The following is an 18064-nucleotide window of genomic DNA, read 5'->3' on the forward strand; positions in this document are numbered from 1 at the left end:
GAATAATGAGCTCCAGCGCACCGGCATCGGCGGACGAATTCCTGACAGGGCTCAAAGGCCAACGCGTGCTGGTCACGGCGGGTGCCGGCGGCATCGGCTTTGCTATTGCCGAGACGCTGTCGGGGCTCGGCGCGCGTGTCGTGATCTGCGACATTTCCGACGAGGCGCTGGCCGCCGCTCCAGAGAGGCTCACACTCGCCGGCGCAGTCAAAGCGGACGTTTCACGCGACGACGATGTCGACCGGCTGTTCGAGACCATAAAGGAGAAGCTCGGCGGGCTCGACGCCCTGATCAACAATGCCGGCATTGCCGGGCCGACCGGCGGGGTCGATGAGATCGATCCGGCAGACTGGCGGCGCTGCATAGATATCTGCCTGACCGGCCAGTTCCTGTGCGCGCGCCGTGCCGTGCCGCTGATCAAGGCGGCGGGCGGCGGCTCGATCGTTTCGATGTCTTCGGCCGCCGGCCGCCATGGCTACGCGTTCCGCACGCCGTACTCGGCTGCCAAGTTCGGCGTTGTCGGCCTGACCCAGAGCCTTGCCAAGGAACTCGGACCGCATGGGATCAGGGTCAATGCCATCTTGCCCGGCATCATCGAAGGGCCGCGCATCGACAAGGTCATTGCCGACCGGGCAAAGCAGCTCGGCGTTTCAAACGAGGAGATGACACAACGCTATCTGCAGAACATCTCGCTGCGCCGCATGACCAGTCCATACGATGTCGCGGCGATGGTGGCCTTCCTGCTTTCCGATGCGGGCATCAACATTTCCGGCCAGTCGCTCGGCGTCGACGGCAACGTCGAGACACTCTGAGGGGGAGATCATGGCGAAGGTAGCAATTGTCGGAAGCGGCTTCATCGGGCGAGCGTGGGCGATCAGCTTCGCTCGTGCCGGCCATGATGTGCGCATGTGGGATCAGGCGCCGGCCGCGGCCAGCGGTGCGCGCGACTATATCGCTGGGGTGCTCGGCGACCTTGCCGCCAACGATCTGCTGCGGGGACAGGCGGTCGATACCGTGCTTGGCCGCATCATCATTGTGGAGGAGCTTGGCGAGGCCTTGGCCGATGCCGTCCATGTCCAGGAGAACACGCCGGAAAACCTCGAGGTGAAGCGTGACGTGTTCTCCCGCATCGACGCACTTTCCGGTCCGCAGGCGGTGATCGCCAGTTCCACCTCGGCGCTGTTGCCGTCGAGATTCACCGATCATCTTGAGGGGCGCCATCGCTGCCTCGTCGTGCACCCGATCAATCCGCCCTATCTCATCCCGGCAGCGGAGGTGGTGCCGGCGCCATGGACCTCCGCCGAAACGGTGGAAAGGACCCGCGCGTTTCTTGTCGAGGCGGGCCATGCGCCACTGGTGATGAAGCGCGAGCTCGACGGCTTCATCATGAACCGCTTGCAAGGCGCGCTGTTGGAGGAGGCGTTTCGGCTCGTCGCCGACGGCTATGCCAGCGTCGAGGACGTCGACACTGGCCTGCGCGACGGGCTGGCGCTGCGCTGGTCGTTCATGGGTCCGTTCGAGACGGTCGACCTCAATGCACCCGGTGGTGTGCGCGACTATGTCGAGCGCTATCAGGCGATCTATTCCAACATCTTCCCTCAGATGCTGCGCCGCGTCGACTGGGCCGGCGAGGTCATGGAAACGGTCGAGGCCGAGCGTCGCAAGCGCCTGCCGCGGGAAGAACTCGGCGAACGGCAGGTCTGGCGCGACCGCCGGCTGATGGCGCTGGCGGCGCACAAGAAAAAGTCGGATCAGGAGTTTGGACAATGACGCAAACAAGCCGCAAGCCCGGCGCCCAGCAACCCAGCGGCAAGGTCATCATCACCTGCGCGGTGACGGGGGCGATCCACACGCCGACTATGTCGCCTTATCTACCGATCACGCCGGACCAGATCGCGCGCGAGGCGATCGCGGCGGCGGAGGCGGGTGCGGCGATCCTGCATCTGCATGCCCGCGACCCCGAGACCGGCAAGCCCGACCAGACGCCAGAGGCGTTCGCGCGTTTCCTGCCGCGCGTCAAGCAAGGCACCAATGCCGCCATCAACATCACCACCGGCGGCAGTCCTTACATGAAGGTGGAGGAGCGTGTGCGCCCCGCCGCCCAATTCAAGCCGGAGGTCGCCTCGCTCAACATGGGCTCGATCAATTTCGGGCTCTATCACCTCGCCGACAAATACGAGACGTTCAAGTTCGATTGGGAAAAGCCGCATCTGGAAGCGACGCGTGATCTGGTCTTCCGCAACTCGTTCAAGGACATCGAATACATACTGGCAACCTGCTACGACAATGGGACGCGCTTCGAGTTCGAGTGCTACGACATCGCCCATCTCTATAACCTCTCCCATTTCGCCGATCGCGGGCTGGTGAAGCCGCCGTTCTTCGTGCAGTCGGTGTTCGGCCTGCTCGGCGGCATCGGCACGCACCCGGAAGACGTCGCCCATATGAAGCGCACCGCCGATCGCCTGTTCGGCGACCAGTTCCGCTGGTCGGTGCTGGGTGCGGGCGCCAGCCAGTTGCGCATCGCGGCACAATCGGCAGCGCTTGGCGGCAACATTCGCGTTGGGCTCGAAGACAGTCTTTGGGCCGGTAGGGGCAGGCTTGCCAAGTCGAATGCCGAGCAGGTGGTGCTCGCCCGCAAGATCGTCGAAGGCCTCGGCATGGAAGTGGCAACGCCCGACGAGGCCCGCGAAATCCTGTCATTGAAGGGCGGCGACCAGGTCGCGTTCTGACCGGTTTCTGCAAGGTTCGAACAGAGGAGGACGGCATGAAGATCGAAGTCGTGGTGGACGTGAAGACCACGCTGGGCGAGGGACCGCTGTGGGACGTTGAACAGGAGCGCCTCTACTGGATCGACAGTTTCGACGGGCGTGTGTTTCGGGCAACCGCCGACGGGAGCGAGATCCGTTGCTGGGACGTGCCGATGAAGATCGGTTCGATGGCATTGCGCAAGGACGGAGGTGGCGCGGTGGTATCGCTGCAGCGCGGTTTCCATCTGCTTGATTTCGCCACCGGCGAGGTGACGCCGATTCACGATCCGGAGCCGGACAGGCCGATGAACCGGCTCAATGACGGCAAGGTCGACCGGCGCGGCCGCTTCTTCGCCGGCTCAATGGACACGATGGAAGAGGGACCCTCCGGCGGACTCTACCGGCTCGATCCGGATTTCTCGGTTACCAGAATAGATTCCGGCATCATCTGCTCGAACGGTCCGTGCTGGAGCCCGGACGACCGCACCTTTTATTTCGCCGACACCTGGACCGGCGAGATCTGGGCCTACGACTACGACATCGCAACCGGTGCCGCCACCAACCGGCGCACCTTCACGCGTGTCGATACCAGCCGGGGCGGGGCGGCTGACGGCTCGACCGTCGATGCGGAAGGATTCCTTTGGAACGCGCTGGTCTATGACGGCAGGCTGGTGCGTTACGCGCCCGACGGCAGCATTGATCGCATCATCGACATGCCCGTCAAGAAGATCACCAGCGTCATGTTCGGCGGGCCCAGGCTCGACACCTTGTACGTCACTTCGATGGCCAAGCCGCCGCTGCCGCGCTTTCCGGGCGACGGAGTTTTACGAGGCAGCCTTTTTGCCATCACCGGCCTCGGCGTGACGGGAGTTCCCGAGCCAAGATTTGCCGCGTAAATCGGTGCGTAATGGCGATGTCCTTCCTGCCTGCTTGGTGCCACCCCAACCTCCCGCCGCAGGGCAACCGGCGCTGGAAACTCGTGCCCTGCGGTTCTGATGGAACCCACAATGAGAGGCTTGAGGCGCTTTCGCCTGACGTGCGCGCGAACATGTCCCTGGAGAAACCATCAACCGAGCGTTGGAAACCTGCTCGCAACAAGAAATCCACCCATTAGCAACTCCAACGCATCGAGTGCCTCTTCATCCCGCAAATTGGTCAGAGCTACGCTGTCCACCAAGACAACCTTTTCATTGTCTATGTCATAGACTTCCCAAAGTCCGTCCCTGATCCTTCGGATGGCGTGTCGACGCTCCATAAGCGGAACCTAATACTCGAGTCGCGGCGACGTTGATAGAAAATTCGGGCACGAGCCGATCATAATAGTGGAAAACCGCAGGTCGCCCTGACGATGCTCTTACGATTGAGCCCACGAAAAAGCGCTTCAGAAAACGAAGAGCACCGATGGCGGCAGCACGACAGGCGGTGCGCCGGCTATCACCAGTCCTGTGTTGAGGGCAGGTTGGTTTCCGCTATCAACCGCTTCGTCATCGACCACAAGCTGCAGTCATAGCCCTTCGTCTGGACCGACGATCCCGACAAAATCATCACGGCCGCCGCGCGTGCACCAGGTGCTGGAGTCGATCCATAGCATTGACTATAGCAGTGTGGCGGTCCGCGAATGTCCGCTCTCCCAATAGGCAAGTTCGACCCCAAACAGACGTCCTCGTCAGTCTTTCGCTAGTCGACACGCAGGCCTCGATGGCGACGACGTCCGTGAACGACAGGATTGGAGCTTTCGGTACTGACATACGGTTCTACCTCAGGCAAAGAGCAAATCGTGGACTACGGCGCCCATCAGGACAACGATTGCGAGCAGGGAGACTGCAAAAGCGATCGTGCGCCAAGGCTGCATGGCCTTCAGATAGACTATCGAATGTACGATCCTGGCGACTACAAAAATTGCGAAAATGGGAATTGCAATTGCTGCCTTTCCTCCCGTGAAAACAAAGAGCAGGCCCAGCAGCAGAAATGGATAGATCGTGGCCTCGGCATTGCGGTGTGCGCGCAGGAGCCGCGCGACAGTTGGCGGGTCAATTTCTGACACGGGTACACCATAGCGAGCCCCATCCTCCGGATTGATTGCCACGCCACCCTTCGCGCGGATCGCCCCGCTGGAAGCCCAGAGCATCAGAAGATTAAGGCATAGAACGACGCAGGTGATGGCATACGCCACCAGAGCCGCATCTGCCGCTGTCCAGATTGATTGTTGCATCTAATGTTACTCGCCGCTGCTCGGAGCAGTTGACGGAGAGCTGGATGTCCGTTGTGCCATCGCGCCAATATGTGCGGCAAGGTTGTCCAATGTCTTGGCCGTTCCGGTGTCGATGCCCATTTTCAGATATTGCTCCAACCGTTCCGCCGAGCCGCACTCGATCCTCACCGTCAGAAACGTCTTGCCGCCAGTCTCGTCGAGAATGACACGCCCGATCGCCTCCATTGCTTCGAAGACGAGATGACGCGGCGGTGCGATCTCGCGATAGACGCCAGCGAACTGGTTGGCGCCAGGGGGATGCCGGTTGACGAACCTGAAGGCCCCTCCCGGACGCAGGTCGATCTCGCATTGTGCGAGCGGTTCGCCTGATGGATCCCACCAGCATGCCACATGCTCCGGCTGCGTCCATGCCTCGAAGACCTGTTCACAGGGCGCAGCAAGCACGCGCGTCAGAATGATCGTGTGCTTGTCCCGGTCGAGTATCAGGTCGGTGTTCGCGATCCCTGCCAGCATGCTACTTCTCCTTTTTGCCCATTTTTTCGAGGTGGCGATCCAGATTGTCGAGCCTGTCTTCCCATTGGCTGCGAAACGGCTCTACCCAGTCGGCAATATCCTTGAGAGCCGTTGTCACCAGCTTGCGCGGTCGCCGCTGCGCATCACGTCCGCGTTCGATGAAACCCGCATCCTCCAGCACCTTGAGATGCTTGGAGATCGTGGGTTGACTGAGTTCGAATGGTGCCAGCAGTTCCGACACCGTGGCTTCGCCCGTCGCAAGGCGGGCCAGGATCGCGCGTCGCGTGGGATCGGAGAGGGCCGAGAATGCCTTGCTCAGACGGTCGCCGGTGGGTCCATATATTGCCATATGACTATATAGCCATATGGCGATTAACGAGTCAAGACCTTAGATAAGAGGCCGTCGGCTAGGCACGACGATTGCCTCGGGTGGGCGGGCTTCTTTTGCTTACCCTATCCGAGGAGTCCGAAGGGTATGTCTGGGGAAGCCGCTCCAGATTGCCAATCGTTTTCCTGTTGAGCTGCATACCGATTGCCTATTCGGCACCGGGCGGAAATGTTTCAATGGCCAGGACCTCCAAGCCGTCAATTTCTTGCATCACCTTTCCAGCGATGCCTTGCAAGTCGCCGTACATCCCCGCGGTCGACTCGATTACGCCTTGTATTTGAGCCTCCCGCTTGGCCCACAGGCGTGTTGTGGCCTTGCGTTCCTTGGCCAGGTCCTCCTGCATATCAGAGAACTTTTCGACGATGGCCTCGACGCGATGGCGGAACCGCGGACCGGTCAGATAGCCATAGACCTGCTCCATTTTGGTGGCTTGGCCGTCCTGGGCGAGGCGGGAGTTCGCCAGCTCGATGAGTGATTGTCGCAGCATGATTGCGATCGGCATCGCGCATTTGGGATGGGCGACATAGACCCCGTCCAGAAGATCGAAGGTTTCCACACCGGCAGGCAGAGCTTCCGAGATCATAAGCGCAATGTCCGCCTTTGCGGCCCGCTGATCAGCCCTGAGCTTCCCCAACCAACCCTGGCTCCAGTTCTTGGTGCGTTTCGATTCCCACAAAATGGCGCCGCATGGCTGGCCGGCCGGTCCGACGACGCGGTGCAGGACATCTCCGCCGAACTCACCCTTGGCAACCGGTTCAATGACGTCCATCGGGAACCGGCCGGCAATGAGGGCTTCCAGCTGAAGCTCCAGAACTTCACCCTGCAGCTGCTGGGAACCCTGTTCCGCACGGCGCTTCAGCTCCTCAATCTGACGCTGCATGCCTGCGATCTGTTCTTCCTTTTCCGCGACCTTCATTTTGAGCCCGTCTTCCGCTTCCGACCTCGCCTTGACGCGAACGGCGTCCAGCCCCTCCTGGATCTTCCTTTCGATGGTCAGCGCCATCTCCCGGCTTTCGTCGTCAAGCGCACGCTGCTTTTTCAGGAATTCCGCCTGTTGCTGCTGGGCCTCGGTGAGCTTTTCGTCGCGCGCCTTCAACGTCGCCTCCAGCTCGGCAAGCTTCGTATCCTTGTCCTCCAGGTCTACCGAAAGCAGCAATTTTGCCTTGCGGGCTTCCTCGACCGCGATTCCGGCACGCTCAAGCTTAATTTGCCCAGCCACCTGGTTGGCGATGTCCTCTTTGGCGGCGACGATCTCGGCCTGCTGGCGCTTGAGCTCCTCTTCTCTGGCAGCCATCGATGCCTTGCTCTGCGCCAGGCGCATTTCGTATTCTTCACGCGTGGCGGCAATCAAAGGGGCCGCGAGCGACTCATTGAGCTTGATTTCCGTCTTGCAGCTTGGGCAGCTGATTGTCGGTTCATTGAGAATCCTGTCCCCCTGCAGCATGGTATTGATGGGCTGGACGGTCATCTGCGCGCTGCCTCCCTGAGGAATCAGTTAAAGGACACGCCAGACTATATATCTCGCCACGCGTTTTCGGAAAAGAACAAAAAGTGAACCAATTTTCTGCGGCTCCATGAAGTCCATGTGATCGGCGATGTATCTGCGCGTGCTGACTGAGAAGGCGAGGGCCCGGGAGCCACCATGGTCGCCGTATCGAGAAGCAGTCTCATGCAGGCATATTGGATATCGCGTGCGATATTGCAAGAGGACCGAGCTTTTCGTAAATTGCCTGGCTTGGGAATTCCAAATCGCAGTGCTCAAGTATTTGCACGCCACACTACGACCGCGCGGCAACTGAACTTGTCTTGCCGATCATCACGCCGCTCAATGCCCTCGATCTATACAGAAGAGCGGGCATGCCATGGTGGACGAGGCCAAACCTGGGAACGACAAGATTACAGGGCTGACATGTCGGCACGAGATATGGTTGAACGAGCCGTCCTGTCGATCGCCCGTTTGTTGGGTCGACGGGCTGCTCGGGAGCATTTCGAGGAATTGCAGGCGGCCAACGACAGCAATGTCCACCTCTTGAGAAAACACCGTCAGAAGGGGAGGGTGGGGCGCGAGGAGAGGGCGTAGGGCGCCCCGCGCTCCGGTGCTGGCCCCTTCGATGCGGGTAAGGACCGGAGGCCCGCCAAGAAATCAGTACGGCTATTTGCGAACGATGCCGCGCAATCGACGCTGCGCCGCCGTCTCTTTGATCACGCCAGCAATTTTGCGGACAAATGCGGGGCTGAACGCGCCGATCGGCGTCGTCGTCACCAGATCATAGGCTTCATCGACCGGCACCCGGTTAAATTCGTCCAGGATCAGCCATGACGGATAGTCGAGGCCGCCGCGGCGGCATTCGATTTCGCTGATGGCGAGATGCGGGCGCGACCGGTGGGGTTTTTGCGAAGTCAGCGGAAAGAGAAACAAGGCTGGGCGTTGCTAGCGTCCGGACAACGATGCAAACCGGCCTCGCCTTGCGTCCGGATTCCTCGCCGGCGTCTGCTTCCCGCGCCCATAGGTAATAATATCGGAGCAGATCGCCAGCTTTAAGCATCGGGCGTGTCGCCGGAAATTATGGCATCCAGTCCTGTCATGAGTTCATTGTGGACTTCATCCGGTGCGTCCTCGATCGTATAGGCGACCGAATGCGGCTGGCCGACGAGCTGGTGGTACTGAGCAGCGGACAGGATGACGAGCTTTTCCTTGCCGCGCTTGGTCAGGGCCACCGGCTCGATCAATGCCGTTTCGAGGATTTCGCCTGACACGCGATTCATGTCGGAGAATGTGAATTGCTTCATCGCCGTACTTCCTTTTAAAGTACCTACAATAGGTAATTCACGTAAGAAAAGCAAGAATGGTGGCGCCCACGCGCCACCTTTCCTATCAGCATCGACCCGCTCGAAAGAGCGGCATTGTCCGTTCATTGCTGAGTGCGGCGCGGTTGGTCTGGAACGTGTGGCCGTCCCAATCCTTCCATGCCTCCCAGCCTGGGGTCGGAGCAAGAACAGTTCCCAGCGACACGAGGTTGAACGGAGCATGAACGTCATGCGGCGTGGCGTAACCGAGCCGGAAGTCTGAGCGACCGGAAGCTTTCACGCATCTGATGTTCTGTATCCCAGGTATAGATGCCGGTCAGATTGATGTGTTCCCAGCTCAGCGGCGAGACGTGCTTGAGCGGATGATCCGGGATCTCGCGGTGCATTTTGCGCAAGTGGGTGACGGCCCGTTCGATATAGACCGTATTCCAATGCACGATCGCGCTAACGATGAGGTTGAGGCCGGAGGCGCGGAGCGCCGCCGTCGCCGCGCCGGTCGCGCCAGCCATCGATCGTATCGGAGCGGCTGACCGCCGTGACGTGCGCTGGAACGATGTAGATGAGCCTAAGGACCGATTAACCATAGACAGAACTTCTGCTATTGCCGAACAAGCGGATATTCCTCCGGAAGCTCATCATCCATGGCTAAGGCAGCCGGGGCTATAATACCTGCAGCGCATGGCCGAATCTGCTCGCGTTCGCACTATTTCACGGCTTTCACTTCCACGCGCCGGTTGAGAGCGCGCCCCGAATCCGTGGCATTGTCAGCGATCGGCTCCATTAGCCCGCGGCCGTCACCACTATAAACGAGGTTGACAAAACAGATGGCTACACCGGGCTCAACGAGGCTATGTTGGGTCCCGCGGGCATGGTGGCTGATCAGGTACGCCATAGCTGCGAGTAAATGCGGCACCGCGGGCTCGGCCCGACCGGTGCAGGCCGATATTCCCAAAAACCTGCGTATGAAGTTACTCGGTCTTTCCACTTCCGCGCTGCTAACCACGATGAATTCCGCGGCCGCCCTGTCGTACTGCGCGCCAGATGACGAACCTTGTCGGCAATCTACCGATTTTCCGATTCTTATTCTATTCGGAGTTCTGGTTGTGATGGCGATGGTCTCCAAAGTCATCACATATTTCCGGCAGAAACAGGGGCGAAAATAACGGAGTGGGCGGCTGCGCATAACGGGCGGCGCGCTATAAACTTGGAGTCAATGTTTAATCACTGGGCTGCCTATGCAGCGTTTGAGGGCAACTGTGAAGCGGCTTTTTATCGCGGTTCTGGTCGCATCTGTGGTTCTTAGTTCTCAGGCTAGGTCCGCAGTCGATCCAATGATCAAGGCCGAACAGAGCGCGCTAATCAGATGTAATTTGGGGTGGGCCGCAAAACTAGCGGTCCAGCCTGGCGCCCCGAGTACCTTAGCAAGAAAAGCGCAGCAATTGTGCGCGGGAGAAGACGCAACGTACGACCGCGTGGTGCGATTGTCCCTTCGTTACAAGGTGATCGCCGACAGATACATGCGCAAAATACATGCCTCTCAATTGAGGTCTAATGCAGCGATGATTGTTAAAGTCCGCGCTCTGATGAAAAAGAGAAGGCCATAACTCCCCTCGGCTGCTATGCGCAGATCGGCTTGCGGATGATAGTCTCAGTGATCGCTGCGGCCTTACTCAATGCTCTCTGAAGTCCTGCAGCGAAGCGTGACGTAGATCCTCTTCGCCGCGCATATGCTTCACGCGGCCGATTAGCCCCAGCTTGACGGGTCGTGACCTAGGAGAATCCGCTGACTAATTTCTTTGTCCAGCTTGCAATTGCGAGCCCGCAAGCGACGCCCACACAATCGGCAAACCAGTCGAACATATCCATGTCGCGGCCTATCATTTGCATGCCCTGGAGGATCTCGATCGCGGCGCCGGTAAGAGCAAGAAAAATGGTCAGTCTTGCCCTGTGCTCTGGCCAACCGAGACTGCCGATAGCCGTCAACACGACGAAAGCTGCGGCGTGATTGAGCTTGTCATCATGAGAGGTGAAGCCGAAGCCAAAATTCTGCAAAAGCCACTCCGGTGAGAGTGCGAGCACGAGGACACCGGCCAGTGTGACCAGAAAAGCAGTCCTTGCTGCGATGGGAAAAGATCTTGCACGCAAAAAAATGGGGTCACTCCTTTTCCGACGTTACAGGCCGGTACTTCGAACATAGCCGTCCGCACGTAGCGGCACATCGGAACAGAGTCCACTGCCGCGGGAGGGCTAGGCAAAAGCCATTAGCTGGCCTTCCGCGTTCAATGCGGCAGGATCAGGGCGGGCGCCAACTACCCGAGAGCTGAGCCGGTCTTGCTCCAGCATTTTCGGCACGCGCCGTCTGCACCATTTGCGAAGTTCGTCGCGGGAGCCCGAGAGCTGCTCTCGTTGGCGACCGGGTGGGCATCATCGGCGGAATGAACTCGGGACGGCCGGCGCCGGTACTACAATTTTACGCACCCAGTCAATACTAGGCACAAAGCTTATATTAGCCAGAGCGAACGGAGCGTGATTCTGGAAGGGCCGCGATGCTGCGGACCGCGTCCTTCATCTACGACCGCACAAGATTGTCAACAATCTGTAAAAGTTTTGTTGACAGATAATAGATTTGAGCCCTCACTCACAAAACTCCGCGTATCGGTCGAGTTCTGTCGCAACAATGCGCGGCCTCCAAAGGGGAAAGAACAATGATCAATAGACGTTCAATAATCACATTCGCCGCGCTCGGCACCGTCTCTGCGCTGGCAATCATGGCCGGCGGCACAATCACGGTGCACGCCGCCAACAAGGAACTCAAGATCGGCTTTGTCGGCGTGACGAGTGGCGCGGCCGCTGCGTGGGGCACATCCAACGTCCGCTCGATGCAGACGCGCGCCGCCTGGATCAACGAAACCGGCGGTGTGAAGATTGGTGACGAGACCTATGACATCAAAATCGTCACCTTCGACGATCAGAAGGACCCCAAGCGGGCGATCGCCGGCATGGAGAAGATGGCCCAGGAGGGCATCCACTATGTCGTCGGTCCGAATGTTGACGATGGCGCGGCGGCGGTGCGTCCCGTGGCAGAATCCAAGGGCATCATCTATTTTCCCTACGCATTCCCGAAGGAACTCTACACCCCACCGGCGTCCAACGCTGTGCTCGGCATGATCGCCAACTACCAGTCAGCTCCGGCGATCTACAAATATCTCATGGAAAACAGGGGCGTGAGAAAAGTTGCCTTTGTCGCCGCCAACGAATCCGATCCGCTGAGCCAGCGGGATGGCGGTGTTGCCGCGGCAAAGGCGCTCGGACTTGAGGTTGTGGCTGCCACGGACGTCTACCAAAACGATACCCGCGATTTCACACCGGTACTGACGCCGATCGTTCTGCAAAAACCGGACCTGCTGGTGCTTTCGGGTGTCGCGCCCGGCAATGCGCCGCTGCTGATCCGCGCCGCGCGCGAGCTCGGCTACGAAGGTCTGATCTCCACCGAAACGGCGCAGGATGCCAAGGTGCTGGAAGAGGGCGCGGGTGAGTTGGCCAACGGCTTCATCTCAGTCGGCGGCGCATCGACGCCCGAAATCGCGTCCGACATGACGAAGGAGTTCGTCGACCGCTATACGAAAATGTTCGGTGAATACAATGACGAATCCAACACCAAGGTCTACGCGCTCGAATACATCATCGAGACGCTGAAGGCGAACCCGGCCGCGATCGACAATGTCGAGGAGTTCAAGAAGACGATCGACACTTTCTCGGCGCCCAATCCCTATCTGAAGGGCGATGCCAAGCTGACCTATGTCGGAATGACGTCGTTTGGCCAGAAGCGCCAGCTTTCGGTCCCGATGGTGGTCACGGAATACCGCGACGGCAAGTTCGAGACGCTCTTCGTCGCTCAAGTCGATTGACGCAACTGCACTGAAGCGGATTGCCGCAGAGGCTCGTGCATTCGTCTTGAGCCTCTGAATGGCCGGGGAACCATCCTGATGGAACAAGTCATCGCCAACGGGCTCTATCTTGGCGCGCAATACGCCTTGATCGCGCTCGGTCTGACCCTGATCTTCGCGCTGATGAACGTGCTTAACTTTGCCCATGGGCAGATGTACGTTCTCGGCGGCTTCATCACCTACACCGTCTATGGCCAGCTCGGCATGCCTTTCGTCGTCGCGCTCGTTGCGTCCGGGATCACGCTGCTGGTTATTGGAGCGCTGGTCGAGAAATTCCTTTTCAGAACGGTGATCAAGCGAAGCGTGCGGGAGGAAAGTACGATGCTTCTCGCGGCGGCGGTCGCATTCTTCCTCGACGCCGTGATCCTCCTCCTGTTCGGTGAAAAGCAGCGCGGCGTGCCGAAGATCGTCAACGGCGTCTTCGTCTCCGACAGCCTCATAATGCCTTACGACCGGCTGCTGGTCGGCGCACTCGCCATACTGTTCATCGCCTCCTTCGTGCTTTTCATGCAGTACAGCAAACCGGGACGCGCCATGCGGGCGCTGGCGCAGGACCGGGTCGCGGCGCAGCTTATGGGCGTCGAGGTCGACCGCTATTCGATGATCGGCTTTGCGCTCGGCGCCATGCTTGCCGGCATAGTCGGCGGGCTGCTGGTCGCCATCACCGGCGTCAATTCGGGCATCGGCGGCCCGATCTCGATCAAGGCGTTCTTGATGGTGATGATCGGCGGGGCCGGCGTGGTCAGCGGAGCGATCGCCGGCGGCTTCATCCTCGGCATGATGGAATCGGTCGGCCTGACGGTGCTACGCCAATATGGCGACGTCACTTATCTCGTCATCTTCGCCGCGCTGATGGTGTTCCTGAGCATCCGCCCGAACGGGCTCATGGGCAAGCCGTGGGGGTGATCGACATGAAGCGTACACGCAACATCCTCGGCGTCGCTCTCTTCCTGCTGGTCGTACTCATCGGCGTGCCCTGGCTGATCGAGGCGACCGGTCGGCTCGACCTCTACTACACGCTGACTTCGGTCGCGCTGCTCAGCATCGCCAGCGCCGGGGTGTGGGTGACTTTCTACATCGGCCGCATCAATATCGGCCAGGGCGCCTTCGCGCTTATGGGCGGCTATGTTTCGGCCATCCTTGTCGTCCAGCATGGTGTGTCGTTCTGGCTGACACTGCCGCTGGCTGGGCTGTTCTGCGCCGCTGCAAGCGTGCTGATCGGGCTGCCCATCCTCAGGCTTCGCGGCGTCTATTTCGCCATGGTCACGCTGGTTTTGACCGAAGTGGCGCGGCTGCTCGCGCTGGCACTGCCGATCACCAACGGAGCCAAAGGCATGGTCAGCATTCCGCTCCCCGGCGGCATCTCGATCTTCGGGCTGAGCATCCTTCCGGATTTCGCGACGCTCGCCAATCCGCGTCCCGCCTTCTATCTCGTCTCGGTTGCGCTGATGGTGCTGTGCTTTGCCGGGCTTTACCGCCTTGTCCATTCGCGCATCGGCAAACTCTGCCAGTCGTTGCAGCAGAACGAGGAACTGGCCTCCTCGATCGGCGTCAACATCGCCTATTTGCGCGTCATCGCCTATGCCATCTCCTCATTCCTCGGCGGTCTCGGCGGTGCGATGTTCGTCGCCATCTCGCAATCGATCTATCCGTCGAGCTTCACCGTCACCGACTCGGTGAACTTCATGCTGAACTGCTTCCTCGGCGGGCTCGGCCACGTCTTCGGGCCGATGATCGGCACCTTCGTGCTCTATTTCGGCTGGGATTTCCTGTTCGAGACCGGCGAGTTCCAGTTGCTGATCTTCTCTTCGGTGCTGATCGCGCTGATGCTGTTCCTTCCCAACGGCCTGCTCAGCCTCAGGCTGTTCGGCAAGAAGCAGGGCTAGGACCATGACTGAGCTTCTCCAGATCAAGGCAGTGACCAAACGCTTCGGCGGGCTGGTCGCGGTCAACAATGTTTCCTTCGCGGTCCGCGAACGCGAGATCCTTTCCGTCATCGGCCCCAACGGCGCCGGCAAGTCGACGCTGTTCAAGCTGATTTCCTCTTTCCTCAATCCGACCTCGGGCGAAGTGCTGTTCCGGGGAGAGCGGATTTCAGGCCTGGCGCCGCATATCGTCGCCCGCAAGGGCGTGGTGCGCACGTTCCAGGAGACGACGATCTTCAAGGGCATGACGGTGCGCGACAATGTCATAATCGCGCATCACCTGCGTTCCAATGCCAGCCTTGCCGGCTTCTATCTCGGCACGAATACCGCACGGCGCGACGAGGATGAATTCGGCCGCTCGGCCGACGAGATCATCGACTTCCTGGGTCTCGGCGCGCAACGGCATGAGATCGCCAGCACGCTGCCGCACGGCCATCTGCGCGCGCTCGGGATTGCCATCGGGCTCGCCACGAACCCGACCGTGCTTCTGCTCGACGAGCCCTTCGCCGGCATGAACCATGACGAAACCGTGCGCGCGGTGGAGATGGTGCGCGGCGTGCGAAAGCGCGGCGTGACGGTCCTGCTGGTCGAGCACGATATGCCCGCCGTCATGAACATTTCCGACCGCATCGTCGTCCTGAACTTCGGTGTGAAAATCGCCGAGGGAACGCCGAAGGAAATCCAGGAGAACGAAAAGGTCATCGAGGCCTATCTCGGCGCCGAAGATGAGACGATCGGATTTTAGCCATGAGCGAACTGCTGAAAGTCTCGGACGTCGAACTCTACTACGACCATGTCTATGCACTGAAGGGTGTGTCGCTGAGCGTCAACGAGGGCGAGACGGTAGCGCTGATCGGCGCGAACGGCGCGGGCAAATCTTCGATCCTGCGCGCCATCACCGGCCTGAAGAAGGTCCGCAGCGGCGAGATTCATTTCCAGGGCCACCGCATCGACGGAACGCGCCCGGACGAGCTGGTCAGGATGGGCATCGCCATGGTACCTGAGGGTCGGCGCGTCTTTTCCTACATGACGGTGCGCGACAATCTGATGATGGGCGCCTTCACCCGAACCGACAAGGCCGAAATCGCAAGGACGCTGGACATGGTGCTCGGGCGCTTCCCGCGCCTGAAGGAACGCTATTCCCAGACGGCGGGTACGATGAGCGGCGGCGAACAGCAGATGCTGGTGATCGGGCGGGCGCTGATGGCCAAACCGAAGCTTCTGCTGCTCGATGAACCCTCGCTCGGCGTCGCGCCGAAGCTCGTTCAGGACATCGCCCGCTCGATCGTCGCGATCAACCGCGACGAAAAGGTCAGCGTTCTGCTGGTCGAGCAGAATTCGCGCATGGCGCTGCGCATCTCGCAGCGTGCCTACGCACTGACGACCGGAAAGATCGCGCTGGCCGGACATTCGGCTGAGCTGCTTGGCGACGACCGGGTCAAGAAACTCTATCTCGGCGGCGAAATATGAAAGCGCAAATGGACGTACTCGTCGTCAATCCCAACACCACCGCGTCCATGACCGAAAAGATCGGCGAGGCGGCGCGCCGCGCGGCTTCGGCCGGCACCAGGATCATCGCCGTCAATCCGAAGGACGGGCCGCCGAGCGTCGAAGGCTATTTCGACGAGGTCTTCGCCATCCCGGGAATGATCGGCGAGATCCAAAAACATCCGGCGGCGAGCGCCTGCGTCATCGCCTGCTTCGACGACACCGGCCTCGACGCAGTACGCTGCGTCGGCGAGATGCCGGTGGTCGGTATCGGCGAAGCGGCGTTTCACATGGCGAGCCTGATTGCCGGCAAGTTCAGCGTGGTGACGACGCTGTCGCGTTCGGTGCCGGCGATCGAGCACAATCTGGTGCGCTACGGCCTCGCCAGCCGCTGCGCCAGGGTGCGGGCCAGCGACGTTCCCGTTCTGGAGCTCGAAGTGCCCGGCTCCAACGCCCGCCAACGAATTTCGGAGGAGATCGAGCGCGCCATCCGCGACGACCGGGCCGAAGCGATTGTGCTGGGATGCGCCGGCATGGCCGACCTCGCCGCCGCGCTCAGCCGCGAACATAGGCTTCCCGTGCTCGACGGCGTCGCCTGCGCAGTAAAACTCTGTGAGAGCCTCGTCGGCCTTGGCCTGTCGACCTCAAAGCGCGGCGGCTACCAGGTTCCACTCGAAAAATCCTTCGCCGGAATCTTTGCGTCCTTTTCGCCCTCCGGCCGTGTATCCTGATGCGTGCAAAATTGTTGACATTCCCACACAGGATGTTCGATGTCCGGCCGGAAACGCGGTGTTCGCGCCGCTAAGCGATCCGGCCGCCGGGACAATGAGACGATGGACCTGCTTGGGCCAAAGCCACGGGATGGCGACAAGCCGACGATGCGCTGGTTTCCGGTCTATGCCGGCCTGCGCGACGCCATCGTCAGCCACCGCCTCGCACCGGGCACAAAACTACCCGAGGACGAACTCGCCTCGATCTATTCGGTGAGCCGCGCGGTGATACGCGCGGCGCTGCAGGCGCTGTCGCATGACCGCTTGGCTCGGCTCGAGCCGAACCGCGGCGCGTTCGTCGCCCAGCCGACCAAGCAGGAAGCGCGCGAGGTGTTCGAAGCGCGGGCGCTGATCGAGCCCAAGGTCGCCGCGCTTGCCGCCGAAGTGGCAAAGCCGGCCGAGATCGCGCAACTGCGGCTTCATCTCGAAAAAGAGCACGAGGCCCTGCATGCCGGCCGCGACAGCGACGCCATCATGCTGTCGGCAAAATTCCATGTCGGCATCGCCCAAATCGCCGGCCATTCTATCCTGACCGGTTTCGTCAAAGACCTGCTGTCGCGGTCGTCGCTGATCATCGCGCTCTACTGGCGCCGCCGCGACACCACCTGCGAAAGCCACGCCCATCACGCCCTCGTCGATGCCATCGAAAAGCACGACGCACAAAACGCGTCCGACCTGATGCAAAGCCACCTCGTCGAACTTCTGTCGGGCCTTGATCTGTCGCTTGGCGAGAAGAAGCCCGAGAGCCTGTCGGACATCTTGCGCTGATCTGCGCTGTCAAACTCTTCGCCAAGCTTCGCATTGCACATGTCGTCGCGATGCTGGACGAATATCGGATCACCCGCAACCGACACCGGCCAACGAAGCTCGCGCGTAAGTGGCTCTCAAAGCTGGTAAAGCCGAAGTGCCATACTGGATCGCCCCCGATCGGGCGCTCACGGCGACGCCAGGATGCACGTCAACCCGCAATTCTGACCTGGCGCCTACCTCTGAAACGTCCCAATGCGACGTTTCTACTTGCCAGTAACGCGACGTTCGAACTTGGTTGCAACATGATCCCAGGTTGATTGGCGATCCTGCCCCCCGTCCACCCGGTTCCGAAACGGCACCATGCGCCATCTCGGGACGTTCGCCAATGCGGCGGGGAACTTCGCGATCCGACCGATAGTGTTGAAGAAGTCGGCGATGAAGCCGTGGATCCACTCGCACCGAAGCGTCTTGATTAAGGTCGACGCGACCTCCTCGCCTTAAGTGGCTCGGACGTTT

General features: G+C 60.4%; 18 protein-coding genes and 1 pseudogene. 11 read left to right on the forward strand and 8 right to left on the reverse strand.

Annotated features, from left to right (window positions below; translation table 11 throughout):
- Positions 1–5: 5 nt before the first annotated feature.
- Genes NKH30_RS30230 through NKH30_RS30245 form a run of 4 tightly spaced genes read left to right on the forward strand, consistent with a single transcriptional unit; the run spans position 6 to position 3643 of the window.
- A complete protein-coding gene (locus tag NKH30_RS30230) occupies positions 6–812 on the forward strand; it encodes an SDR family oxidoreductase (protein ID WP_352923060.1) in 807 nt (268 codons plus the stop codon).
- Positions 813–822: 10 nt separating this feature from the next.
- Positions 823–1770 (forward strand): 3-hydroxyacyl-CoA dehydrogenase, encoded by a 948-nt coding sequence (locus tag NKH30_RS30235; RefSeq protein WP_352923057.1) that lies wholly within the window; start codon positions 823–825, stop codon positions 1768–1770.
- The gene (kce, locus tag NKH30_RS30240) at positions 1767–2729 is read left to right on the forward strand and encodes a 3,5-dioxohexanoate:acetyl-CoA acetone transferase (RefSeq protein ID WP_352686489.1); all 963 of its coding nucleotides are present in this window, start codon (positions 1767–1769) and stop codon (positions 2727–2729) included. Before NKH30_RS30235 ends, kce begins: the two co-directional genes overlap by 4 nt.
- Before the next feature lie 35 nt (positions 2730–2764).
- Positions 2765–3643 (forward strand): SMP-30/gluconolactonase/LRE family protein, encoded by an 879-nt coding sequence (locus NKH30_RS30245; RefSeq protein ID WP_352980016.1) that lies wholly within the window; start codon positions 2765–2767, stop codon positions 3641–3643.
- 863 nt (positions 3644–4506) lie between these two features.
- Here the strand turns inward: NKH30_RS30245 and NKH30_RS30250 are convergent.
- From NKH30_RS30250 to NKH30_RS30285, 8 genes and pseudogenes are all read right to left on the reverse strand, one after another.
- Positions 4507–4959 carry an MAPEG family protein gene (locus tag NKH30_RS30250; protein WP_352473188.1) on the reverse strand — a complete coding sequence of 151 codons (453 nt, stop codon included), beginning with the start codon at positions 4957–4959 and terminating at the stop codon, positions 4507–4509.
- Between the two features lie 6 nt (positions 4960–4965).
- Positions 4966–5472, reverse strand: coding sequence for an SRPBCC family protein (locus NKH30_RS30255; protein WP_352997795.1), 507 nt, complete (start codon positions 5470–5472; stop codon positions 4966–4968).
- Position 5473: 1 nt separating this feature from the next.
- The gene (locus NKH30_RS30260) at positions 5474–5821 is read right to left on the reverse strand and encodes an ArsR/SmtB family transcription factor (RefSeq protein ID WP_352473191.1); all 348 of its coding nucleotides are present in this window, start codon (positions 5819–5821) and stop codon (positions 5474–5476) included.
- A 187-nt stretch (positions 5822–6008) separates the two neighbouring features.
- Complete coding sequence (locus NKH30_RS30265) at positions 6009–7328, reverse strand: DUF2130 domain-containing protein (RefSeq protein WP_352923053.1); 1320 nt, start codon at positions 7326–7328, stop codon at positions 6009–6011.
- A 684-nt stretch (positions 7329–8012) separates the two neighbouring features.
- Positions 8013–8279, reverse strand: coding sequence for a hypothetical protein (locus NKH30_RS30270; protein ID WP_352503773.1), 267 nt, complete (start codon positions 8277–8279; stop codon positions 8013–8015).
- A 119-nt stretch (positions 8280–8398) separates the two neighbouring features.
- A complete protein-coding gene (locus NKH30_RS30275) occupies positions 8399–8650 on the reverse strand; it encodes a type II toxin-antitoxin system Phd/YefM family antitoxin (RefSeq protein WP_352773274.1) in 252 nt (83 codons plus the stop codon).
- 245 nt (positions 8651–8895) lie between these two features.
- A pseudogene (locus NKH30_RS30280) lies at positions 8896–9147 on the reverse strand (Tn3 family transposase); the annotation flags it as partial.
- 1291 nt (positions 9148–10438) lie between these two features.
- Entirely contained in the window at positions 10439–10720 is a 282-nt protein-coding gene (locus NKH30_RS30285) for a VanZ family protein (protein ID WP_352503771.1), read from the reverse strand.
- A gap of 653 nt (positions 10721–11373) precedes the next feature.
- Here NKH30_RS30285 and NKH30_RS30290 point away from each other — a divergent pair.
- From NKH30_RS30290 to NKH30_RS30320, 7 genes are all read left to right on the forward strand, one after another.
- Positions 11374–12576, forward strand: a complete 1203-nt coding sequence (locus tag NKH30_RS30290) for an ABC transporter substrate-binding protein (protein WP_352997797.1) — start codon at positions 11374–11376, stop codon at positions 12574–12576.
- Between the two features lie 78 nt (positions 12577–12654).
- Positions 12655–13521, forward strand: a complete 867-nt coding sequence (locus tag NKH30_RS30295) for a branched-chain amino acid ABC transporter permease (RefSeq protein ID WP_352452194.1) — start codon at positions 12655–12657, stop codon at positions 13519–13521.
- Between the two features lie 5 nt (positions 13522–13526).
- Positions 13527–14501 carry a branched-chain amino acid ABC transporter permease gene (locus NKH30_RS30300; RefSeq protein WP_352923050.1) on the forward strand — a complete coding sequence of 325 codons (975 nt, stop codon included), beginning with the start codon at positions 13527–13529 and terminating at the stop codon, positions 14499–14501.
- 4 nt (positions 14502–14505) lie between these two features.
- On the forward strand, positions 14506–15285 hold the full coding sequence (locus NKH30_RS30305; RefSeq protein ID WP_352474568.1) for an ABC transporter ATP-binding protein: 780 nt from the start codon (positions 14506–14508) through the stop codon (positions 15283–15285).
- A gap of 2 nt (positions 15286–15287) precedes the next feature.
- Positions 15288–16010 carry an ABC transporter ATP-binding protein gene (locus NKH30_RS30310; RefSeq protein WP_352503769.1) on the forward strand — a complete coding sequence of 241 codons (723 nt, stop codon included), beginning with the start codon at positions 15288–15290 and terminating at the stop codon, positions 16008–16010.
- 8 nt (positions 16011–16018) lie between these two features.
- Positions 16019–16759 carry an aspartate/glutamate racemase family protein gene (locus tag NKH30_RS30315; RefSeq protein WP_352503768.1) on the forward strand — a complete coding sequence of 247 codons (741 nt, stop codon included), beginning with the start codon at positions 16019–16021 and terminating at the stop codon, positions 16757–16759.
- 102 nt (positions 16760–16861) lie between these two features.
- Positions 16862–17566 (forward strand): GntR family transcriptional regulator, encoded by a 705-nt coding sequence (locus NKH30_RS30320; RefSeq protein ID WP_352474573.1) that lies wholly within the window; start codon positions 16862–16864, stop codon positions 17564–17566.
- Positions 17567–18064: the final 498 nt, after the last annotated feature.

Origin of the sequence: Mesorhizobium sp. M1273, assembly GCF_040318195.1 — a bacterium.
Taxonomy (GTDB): Bacteria; Pseudomonadota; Alphaproteobacteria; order Rhizobiales; family Rhizobiaceae; genus Mesorhizobium.